The 10075-nt window shown below is 46.6% G+C and carries 7 protein-coding genes and 1 pseudogene; 6 read left to right on the top strand and 2 right to left on the bottom strand.

Translation table 11 applies throughout. The features are described 5' to 3' along the window. Nucleotides 1-102: 102 nt before the first annotated feature. A pseudogene (locus QUB44_RS29320) lies at nucleotides 103-632 on the bottom strand (IS4 family transposase); the annotation flags it as partial. Nucleotides 633-991: 359 nt separating this feature from the next. Between QUB44_RS29320 and QUB44_RS29315 the strand changes: the two are divergent. Continuing rightward, nucleotides 992-1138, top strand: a complete 147-nt coding sequence (locus QUB44_RS29315) for a hypothetical protein (RefSeq protein ID WP_333373097.1) — start codon at nucleotides 992-994, stop codon at nucleotides 1136-1138. An 18-nt stretch (nucleotides 1139-1156) separates the two neighbouring features. On the opposite strand, the gene QUB44_RS29310 is transcribed toward QUB44_RS29315, so the two are convergent. Next, nucleotides 1157-5857 carry a CHAT domain-containing protein gene (locus tag QUB44_RS29310; RefSeq protein WP_333373094.1) on the bottom strand — a complete coding sequence of 1567 codons (4701 nt, stop codon included), beginning with the start codon at nucleotides 5855-5857 and terminating at the stop codon, nucleotides 1157-1159. An 81-nt stretch (nucleotides 5858-5938) separates the two neighbouring features. Here QUB44_RS29310 and rnhA point away from each other — a divergent pair, with 81 nt between their 5' ends. From rnhA to blaOXA, 5 genes are all read left to right on the top strand, one after another. Next, the gene (rnhA, locus tag QUB44_RS29305) at nucleotides 5939-6844 is read left to right on the top strand and encodes a ribonuclease HI (RefSeq protein ID WP_333373091.1); all 906 of its coding nucleotides are present in this window, start codon (nucleotides 5939-5941) and stop codon (nucleotides 6842-6844) included. 246 nt (nucleotides 6845-7090) lie between these two features. Then, the gene (locus QUB44_RS29300; protein ID WP_333373089.1) at nucleotides 7091-7879 is read left to right on the top strand and encodes a HipA family kinase; all 789 of its coding nucleotides are present in this window, start codon (nucleotides 7091-7093) and stop codon (nucleotides 7877-7879) included. Then, complete coding sequence (locus QUB44_RS29295; protein WP_333373087.1) at nucleotides 7857-8321, top strand: DUF3037 domain-containing protein; 465 nt, start codon at nucleotides 7857-7859, stop codon at nucleotides 8319-8321. Before QUB44_RS29300 ends, QUB44_RS29295 begins: the two co-directional genes overlap by 23 nt. A gap of 175 nt (nucleotides 8322-8496) precedes the next feature. Then, the gene (locus QUB44_RS29290; RefSeq protein ID WP_333373084.1) at nucleotides 8497-8910 is read left to right on the top strand and encodes an MAPEG family protein; all 414 of its coding nucleotides are present in this window, start codon (nucleotides 8497-8499) and stop codon (nucleotides 8908-8910) included. Nucleotides 8911-9061: 151 nt separating this feature from the next. Continuing rightward, complete coding sequence (gene blaOXA / locus QUB44_RS29285) at nucleotides 9062-9934, top strand: class D beta-lactamase (protein ID WP_333373082.1); 873 nt, start codon at nucleotides 9062-9064, stop codon at nucleotides 9932-9934. The last annotated feature ends 141 nt before the right edge of the window (nucleotides 9935-10075 follow it).

Below are 10075 nucleotides of genomic sequence, written 5' to 3'. Positions count from 1 at the left end.
CCTCATTCTCTCCTGGCGCGGTGGCTCTAGTTCTTCTTTTGCCACCGTTCTCATCTTTGGTTAGTCTAAACTACAGTATATCAAGTTTTTCGCATTTTAGGGAAACCAAATTTCTACTGGTAGTCGATTTACTCGCATCAATTACTGTACTTATCTTTCCCGCCATTTGTCCGACTTTAGTCTCTTCTAAACTTGATGATTTCCGAAACAATGCCTCTAATAAATATTGAACTATCTATAATCCAAATTTGCTCAATTTTTGTTAATGTAAACTGAATACTTTCTGGTAAGGTTAGTTGATTTCTGCTTTGCCAATTTGTTCTTAACCTTGGCAATAAGTCTTTAAATACTTGTTCAAATAGCTCGGCAGGAAAGGTGAAAAATCTTTGTGAGAGTGCTTGTTGGCTGACGAGGGTGGGATTACACCACAAAAAACCATCTCTAGTTAACATTCTAGTCAGTTCTCTTACCCCTGCTACATCTCGCCATAGTAAGGTTAACACCGCAGCCATCATCAGGGGCAAGTTGAGAATGCGATCTCTGGGTCCTTGTTGACCGTAGGAATTTTTCTGGTTGAGTATGGCTGGTGTCAGTAATGCTTCGAGTTGTTGGGCAATTACTTCATCCTCTATAGCAATCCGATTTGAGTCTCACAACAAAACGCCCTCTTGTCTTCCTAGACTTCTTGTATAGCAAGACTTTCAGATTTTACAGATATAGAAAATCACTTAGGATTGCTATATCATTAGCCGTTGTTTTTTCTTGGCGTGATCTCGATTTGTAGTTCTAGTCTTGGTCAGGGCCCGTCTCAATCCCCCAATTACTTACCTGTTATGAGTTTCATCCATTTTTTACTTAATGTAAATACCCATTGACAATTTACTCATCACCTTAACTTGTCACTAATGCCCCACAGGGGACTTCACAGGCGTTTGAGACATAGGGGCAGCCACGGGGGGCAGCCCCTACAAGAGGCTGAAACAGCCCTGCCATGAAGAGGCATTCTCGCACCCCCGTCAAGCGATCGTGTGGTGGCGGACTCGGCATCAAAAATAGTGAAAAGGGCGATCACACTCGGAACTTGCTGGCTTGCGGGCGATCGACTTTTCCCGAAAAATCATTGATATCCAACCAATAACAAATCACTAATCACCAATCACCAAGGACTCCCTATCATCACAAAAGCCGACCAATAATAAGGATGTGACAACTTTAAATCCGCAAACCCTTGCAGCGAAGCCGGCAACTCCACCCCCTCTCCCCGACTCGAACCGCGCAATCGGCCACCCTCCAAACGCACATCTCCCCGCAACATCGCAATTTGCGCTTGTCGCAGCGCCGCCCCCTTAATTCGCGCCGTCTTCAACTGCTGGTAAAACTCACTCATCAATCCCAAAGTACCTTCATCACTCACGTACCACAAACTTCCCAAAGCTGTTTGCACCCCCGCTTGCAGCGCCAACCCCCCAAAACCCAACTCCGCTTGTGCATCTCCCACCGCAGTCCGACAAGCACTTAAAACTAACATATTAACTTGCGGATCATTCAATCTCAAATCCCGCAATTGATCCAGTCGCAGCCGACTATTCCACAACTGAATAAAAGAATTATTTGGTGTTCCAGGTCGAAATTCGCCGTGAGTAGCTAAGTGAATAACCCCAAAAGGTCGGCTTTGATGCTGTCGCTTCAAATTCTCCAAAGTGAAACCCTCATTGAGAAAACTAACTCCCGGCCACTCTCTAGAAATAGCGGCTATTTCTGCAGGAACTGCAGGCAAAGGATTCAAATCGGAAAATTCCGAGGCACCCATTGCTAAAACTTGAGAATTTCTGATATCGACGTAGCGAGTATCTGTTAAATTAATGCTGGGCATCAGGCTGAGATTGTATTTTTCCACCAAAAATTGCTGTCCGTCGTGCAAAGCAGCAAAGGGCATACCTCTCAAACCTCGATCGACAACAAAGGAAATAGTATCCGTTTCGCAGCTTTTTAAACTGTCCTCTAAAGGCGCAATCATCCACTTATAAAGCTGTTGGGAAGATGGTAGATAACTCGTAGTAGCCCGCACCCCTGGTTTGGTAATCTCACCCCTGAACTCATTTACAACTTTCAGCAGTTCTTGCCTGTTCGCTGACGGCACACTTTTGTGAACCACTTCACCGCAAGAAGTGATCAGCATTAAATTTAATTCTTCGGGCTGCGAGAACAGATAAATTAAGCTGGGTTTTGTGCCGGTTTGTGCACCCACGGATGCTAACTTTTTTTGAATTTCCTCTGGGGACACCAACTCGTCGCTAATGTTGAACCCTAAATATTCCCCGAATTCTTGGCTGAAAGATTGGTCCAGCAGAGACAAAGCTGCCGATATTTTGCCGGCATCCAAATTCCTGCCGATGTCGCCGCGAAATGCTGACTGAATAACTGAATCTCGGATATTTGAATTGATGAAATTTCTCAGTTCTCTGGGAGATTGCATTCTTTCGGGCGGCCTCCTTTCTCCGGGTTTTCCTATATCTCGCGATATTCTGTTTTGGTTCTGCCGCTGTTCGCGACTAAAGGGTTGGTTGCGATCGGGAAAAAGTGATCGCCCTCTATCTAATGGGAATCTATCCGTTGGGGTTGGAGTTGGAGTTGCGGTTGGAGTTGGAGTTGGAGTTGGAGTTGGGGTTGGAGTTGGAGTTGGGGTTGGAGTTGGAGTTGGGGTTGGAGTTGGGGTTGGAGTTGGGGTTGGAGTTGGGGTTGGAGTTGGGGTTGGAGTTGGGGTTGGAGTTGGAGTTGGAGTTGGCGGAATAATATTGACAGCGCCATCGATCGGCGCAGCACTACCGTTAATTCTCGCATCTCCTTCCACAAAAGGTATCGGCGGGTTCCTATCGCCGCCACCGTGGCGAATCGCAACCGATCCGACCCGATCGCCCCTAACAGTCGAGATGCTAACTGGAGTGCCGTTTTGGTTGTTGAAAATATCAGTTACTCGAACAAAATTGGGAGTTTCTATATTAACGTTACCGCCCGGAGCATTTATGGATGCAACACTGATATCATTTTGGGCATTAAGAGTGACTGTCGGAGTTCGATCGAACCCAATCGGATTAACATTTATTCGCCCAATTCTGATTTCGTTTCCGGCTAAAATCCTCACAATTCCCAAAGCATCTATATTGCCGGTGCTGACAGTTCCCCTGCTGCTAGTGACATCAACTTCAACTCCCTGCAAGTTTCGTGAAGTTACATCTAGCGGCGCTATTAAATTGACATTTCCTGTTGTGGCGTCGGTATTGCCAATATCAATACTTCCCGTATTGCTAGTTACATTAACTCCCACGCCCCGCAAATCCCCTGAATTCACATCCAGCGGCGCTGTTAAATTGACATTTTCTGTTGCTGTAGCGCTTGCAATATCAATACTTCCCGAATTGCTAGTTACATTAACTCTTGTTCCTAGCAAATTCTCTGAACTTACATTCTCTGAAGCTATGACATTAATATTCCCCAGGGATGTAGTATTACCGATGGCAATATTTCCTTGATCGCTCTTGAGTTCGACTGACCCCCCCAGCAAACTCCGTGCATTTAAGTTGCTAGTTGCTCTCAAAGCAATCCTAGCCGCCGGAGCATTGATGGAATCAACGCTAATATTAGTTTGGGCGTCCAGATTGACTGTAGGGATAATGGGATTAACTGGATTTGTGGCGACAGGATTAACAGTTATTGCCCCTGTGTTTATTTGCTGTGTCGCTAGAATTCTGACATCTCCAGAAGTAGCGATCGCCCCCGTATTAACACTTCCCGTACTGCTGCTAGCATTGACAGTCCCAGCGGTGAGATTGCCTACCGTTAAGTCCCTAAAAGCTGTCAAATTGATATTCTCAGTTGCTGTGATATTGACAGGTGTAGTATTAGGAACAATGGTATTGGCATCAGTCAAAACTCCCAAGGCCCCGGAGTTACTGGTAATATCAACATTAGAGCCCTGCAAAGTCCCAAAATTCACATTGCCAAAAGCTCTGAGTTCGATCGCCCCGGAAGTCCCAGTATCGATCGATCCTGTGACGATATTACCCCGAACAGTATTCAGACTAATACTGCCGTTGATATCTGCACGAGAAATGTCACTTGTCAAGATAATATTGTCATTAGCTTGAATATTAATTGTAGAACTAGAAGTTAATCTGCCCCCAGCTAGCACTCCGGCTTCCCTGCTTTCGAGACTAATTTGACCGCCATTAATGTCTCTAGTTGCGATACTTCCCGGCGCTGACAAAATTACAGGTCCACCGGCTGAAATATTTTCAACTGAAATCAAATTGCTTGATAAAAGTGGACTTGTAAATATTGAATCTTCACCTAAACTGTTAGTAGCAGGATTTAGCAAATTTGCCACTCCAGCCCGCAGAATTAAGGCCGGACTGCTGGTTAAAATAGCAATATCTGGATCGCCACTCACATTTTCCCTACCCAATGCAATATCGGGGCCGGTAATTGTAATATCCTCAGCAACAATGCTCCCCCTCGCCTCGACTTTCAGCGAAACTCCGGTATAATCTCCAAAGAAAACATCTCCTTCCGAACTGATAATCGGGTCAAATAAACTGACGAAGTTTCCCGGCATTCCCGACAAATTGCGAATCGAAAAATTGCCCCCCGAAACAAAGTGAGAATCCCCCGAAATAACGCCGTTGCTAACCAAACTCAAATTGCCGCCGCTTTGGAATTGCGGGGGAAGAGATAAGCCGCCGATCGCATTTTGAGTGAGAATGTCGATCGTGCGATCGGCCTGAATGTATAAATTCCCCCCAGCCTGCGCCATAAAAGGATTCTGGGCGCTGTCCCTGACCCGCACCGCATCCCGGCCCAGCAAACTCAAATCCCCCGTAGTTTGCAGCCTAGCGCCCGCTAACGTGAGATTTCCCGCAGCCCATAAATTCGCACTTCCCGCATTCAACTGCGGCAGCCCAGACACATTAGCAGCAATCGCCACATCCCCAGAATTCACCTGCAAACCAGAAGCCACAAGCCGCACAGAACCGTCATCCGCAACCGCAACACCTGCCGCCTGATTTTGCCCAGTACCTGTCAGCAACTGCGGCAAAGAAACAGGATTCAAAGTCTGTTGAAAATTACCAAAATTTCCGCCCGTTGCTATTTCCAAACTCAACAAATGCCCCGGTTGACTAATGCGGAGAACCTGATCTCCCCCAACAGCAGCAACAGTAATTTGCCCGCCCGCAGCCGACAACTGCCCGGTACTAACAACCGTACCGCCAAGCAAAGCCAAATTTTGCCCCGGAGTCACCGCTAAATTGCCAGCATTAACAATACTTCCCGGTACACCCGCACCAAAATAAAAAGCATTTGGCGTACCCACCAAGGCGCTAAAATTATTTGTACCCGCAGCATTAAACCAATTTGAACCAAAACCGACACCAGTAGCAGTAGTTGCAGTAAAAGCCGCCGGCACATTCAAACTCGCGTTCGGGCCAAACACAATCCCCGCAGGATTAATTAGAAACAGATTAGAATTGCCGCCCGTGACAGTAATTAAACCGTTAATTAGCGAAGCGTCCCCGCCAGCAATTCGAGCTAATATATTCTGAATAGCTGAATTAGTCAGAAAATTAGCAATTTGACCTTCATTCAAGCCAAACTGCCCAAAACTGTGAAAAAGATTCGCGCCGTCTCCCGACAAACTGCCGCCATTGATATCGTAACGGTTGCCGCTGGGGGTGACAACAGTACCCGTACCGTCAGCAGCAGGCACTATGGGCTGTGCTTGCGCGAAAGTATTAAAAATTAACAAAGAAAAGGGACAAATAAATAGCCCGACCTTTTTAATCTTTAAGTTGGCATTTTTCATAGCAGCAAGTAAAACTATCGCAATTGCCTTAATTATCGCACTTGCAAACAACTTACCTCTAAATGACAAATTAATTCGCTCATGACAATTCCCAAAATCAAAAGTCTCTACACAGACGGCGCTTGTTCCGGCAACCCAGGCCCAGGCGGCTGGGGTGCAGTAGTTTGCTTCGCCGACGGCAACTGTCACGAACTCGGGGGTGGAGACCCCCAAACCACTAACAACCGCATGGAAATGCAGGCGGCCGTCGCTGCGCTGGAATTTTTTGCCAATTCGGGTCAAACCGAACCAGTCACCGTTTACACCGACAGCGAATACGTTAAAAACGGCATCACTAAATGGATTCAAGGCTGGAAAAATAAAGGTTGGAAAACCTCAACGGGCAAAGATGTTGTCAACCAAGACCTCTGGCATCTGCTAGACAAGCTGAATTCTCGACAAATCAAGTGGGAACACGTCCGCGGCCACTCCGGCGACTTCTACAACGACAGATGCGATGAAATCGCCCGCAGTTTCTCGCACAATCTCACTCCCGAACTGCAACAGCAGAAACCAACGGGAGATGAGGCCGGGGCGGGCACGGGGGCACCGCCCCTACACTTTGACAACACAATTGTTTCGGAAGAAACGAACGCAACTGGTAACAAAACGATAGAATCCTATGTCATAACTTCTGACCTTCCGATCTCCAACTCTACCATGATGGATTCAACTGCCGATACCCTGGAGAACTTGCCCCGCGAGGTGAGGGTTCAGGACCTCCGCAATCTGATCGAAACGTTGCACATCGCCGACGAGGTTGCGACGAAAGGCTACTTGATTACCAGTTCTGAACTGGCTGATTTGATGGATGTAAATGCCAGCGCTGTCACCAGTCGTGGAGACAACTGGGTTTGGCGAAATTGGGTAGTGTCGCGGGTGCGGCGCGAAGGCAACCAAATTCTCTGGCAATTAGAGAGAATCGACCACGTTAGTACAACTGATTAGTGGTTAGTCATGAGTTATTAGTTGATTAATGGCTGATGACTAATGACTGTCTCAAAGCAAGATTTGGCAAAATTCCGTAGGGACACAACATTGTTGTGTCCTTTTAGTCATCAGTTTAGTAAACACGCTAATTAACATCAGTCCCAGTTAAAAAAAAGAATCCAACTGTCTGTAATCCCGTGCTCAAAACCCTCATAAAATCAGTGATTTCCCATCGAAAATCTCAAATCTTAAATCGAAAATAGCATGAGTCTAAGCTTGCGAACAGTCATTGCTACCAGATATGTCACTCCCTTGCGCGAGGGCGGATCACTGCCGGCGATCGTCGAAGCAGATGATGATGGTATGTACGTGCTCAAATTTCGCGGTGCGGGCCAGGGAGCCAAATCTCTGATCGCCGAGCTAGTGGCGGGAGAGATTGCTCGCGCCTCCGGGCTCCCAATCCCCGAACTCGTCTTTGTTGAACTCGATCCCGAACTGGCTCGCACTGAGCCTGACCCGGAAATTCAAGATTTGATCCGAGCAAGTGCTGGCCTCAACCTCGCCCTCGACTATCTCCCGGGCTCCATCACTTTTGACCCGATAGTGGGTAAGTCCGATGCGGATCTCGCCTCAGAAATCGTCTGGTTCGATGCTTTCGTGACCAACATCGATCGCACGTCGCGCAATGCAAATATGCTGGTATGGCACCGCCGGCTTTGGCTGATCGATCACGGTGCAGCCCTCTACTTCCACCACACCTGGAAAGATTATCTCTCGCGCAGCCGCGATCGTTTCCCCCCAATCAAAGACCACGTTCTGCTGCGTTTTGCGAGTACGCTGGAAGCGGCAAATTCAAAGATGACTCAAACGCTAACCCCGGACCTCATTCGCAACATTGTTAAACTAATTCCTGATACTTGGCTGGTGGGAGATTCTCCTTTCAGCGATAGCAACGAACATCGGAATGCTTATATCGAGTACCTGCTAAATCGGCTAGAATCACCACATATTTTTTTGGAGGAAGCGATTAGTGCCCGATCGATTTCTTTATGATTACGCTATTATCCGCGTCGTTCCCAAAGTTGAGCGCGAGGAGTTTATCAACGTGGGGGCGATCGTTTCCTGCGGTACGAAAAAATTCCTCGAAGCCCGTATCGAAATTGATGAACAGCGCTTGATGGCGATCGACTCAACGTTGGATCTGGAAATGATTCGCAATCACCTAGCAGTCATTCCCATCATTTGTGCGGGCGGCAAGGAATCTGGCGCGATCGGTCAACTTCCCCACAGAGAGCGCTTTCACTGGCTCGTAGCACCCCGCAGCACGATCGTTCAGACATCGCGGGTTCACACTGGTTTTTGCCAGAATCTACCGGGTGCGATCGAACACTTGCTCGATACAATGGTGCGATCGTCTTGCCGAAAACCCTCTGTAAACGCTCGGTTGCTAGCGGCTAGAAATGACACTCACGAGATGCGATCGCACTCTAGTTAGCGTCAGCTTGTCGGTTAGATGCTGCTTTGAGCGTGGTGAGCGATCTATCCATGTCGGAAAACAGCCAGAATAGAAACATCCTCAAGCTGTTTTAACTAAAAAGGAAAACGCCAGAACAAGAGTCTTGACCGATAACTTTTCTAAAGTCTTAGTAGCAGTTTCGCAAGGTAGAAAGATGATGCAAATTGAACAGACAAATATGACTTTTCCTCTGTGGGGTTTAACAATTTTCATCCTGTGGACGATCGCGGTTGTCATCATGCTGCTAGCAGTCAGGATTCGGCATCTATCTGCGGGCGGTTCTGTAAAAGATTTCGGCACACCAAACGACGACAGCTTGCTTTGGCGACTATTTCGAGTACAATCCAACTTGATAGAAAACCTGCCTTTGTATTTGGGAGTTGTTTTCCTTCTAACAGTTAGGGGTGTTTCAGGAACAGCAGTAGATGTGCTGATTGTTGTGTACATTCTATTTCGGCTTGTACATTCAGCAGTTCACATCGCTGGCCTCGATCCAAAGTTTCGGTTACTCAGCTTAGTAATTCAGTTAAGCTGTTTGGTAGCCTTAAATATTATGGCAGTTTTCTAGTTAAGTAATTACGCAATTGACAGCTATATATAGTAGGGTGCGTCAAGGGCTAACCCTAATCGTTTCTTACACAGCGTAAGTCAGACGCACCTTACAAGTCAATCGCGCCTGTGATGTTACTGCCTGTGATTTGGCTAAATTATCGAAGTTTATGAACAGAATATCTCGTGCGATCGCTGTTGTTTTAATTGTATTAGGCTGCATTATTTCTGTTTTAGTTCAGCCACCGCAATCAGCCTTAACCGTGTCACCTCCAGTGCAAGAATCTCCGCCTCGCGGAGGAGATGTTGCTCAGACAATGAATTTTGGACGGCACTTTCAAGAACTAGGGGTTGAAGGCTCGATAGCGATTTACGATTTGAATAGCGATCGGCTTTATCAACAGAACCCGCAGCGTAACGCCACAGCTTTTTTACCTGCATCTACATTTAAGATTCTCAACTCTCTAATTTCCTTAGAAACAGGGGTGATTTCAGATGAGATTGCCGTTCTAACTTGGGATGGAATTCAAAGGCAAATTCCCGCCTGGAATCGAGACTTGAATATGAGACAAGCCATGAAACTTTCCGCCGTTTGGTTTTACCAAGTTCTCGCCCGCCGAGTCGGACACGAGCAAATGCAAAAATGGGTAGCTACAGTCGGTTATGGCAACCAAAAAATCGGTAACAAAGACGATATTGACAAATTCTGGTTAGAGGGAGAACTGCGAATCACACCCAACGAGCAAATTCAGTTTCTCCGCCGTCTCTACAAAAATGACTTACCCTTCTCCGAGCGATCGCTGTCTCTGGTGAAAGACATCATAATTGTTGAACAAACTCCCGATTATACAATTAGGGCAAAAACAGGCTGGGCAAGCTTTGGAGAACAAACAAAGCCTCAAATTGGCTGGTATGTAGGTTATTTAGAAAAGGATAAAAATGTTTACTTTTTTGCTACAAACATTGACATCCGCAACAATAATGACGGAGCTGCAAGAATCGAGTTAACGCGCCGTTGCTTCAAGGATCTTGCGCTGCTGTAAGTGAGTTATCTATTTTTAAATGGTGATTTTGTGGATGATAATTCTAAAATATTAGACCAATTATTCCAGGGCTATTTCATTCTAAACAGCTTCTTCAAAACGTCTAGACCATAGCCCGCGAGCCGTTGTGCCTGTGCCATA

The organism is Microcoleus sp. AT3-D2 (assembly GCF_036705715.1).
Classification (GTDB): domain Bacteria; phylum Cyanobacteriota; class Cyanobacteriia; order Cyanobacteriales; family Microcoleaceae; genus Microcoleus.
Note: the sequence above shows the minus strand (reverse complement) of the source record. Positions and strands in the feature narration are given on the sequence as shown.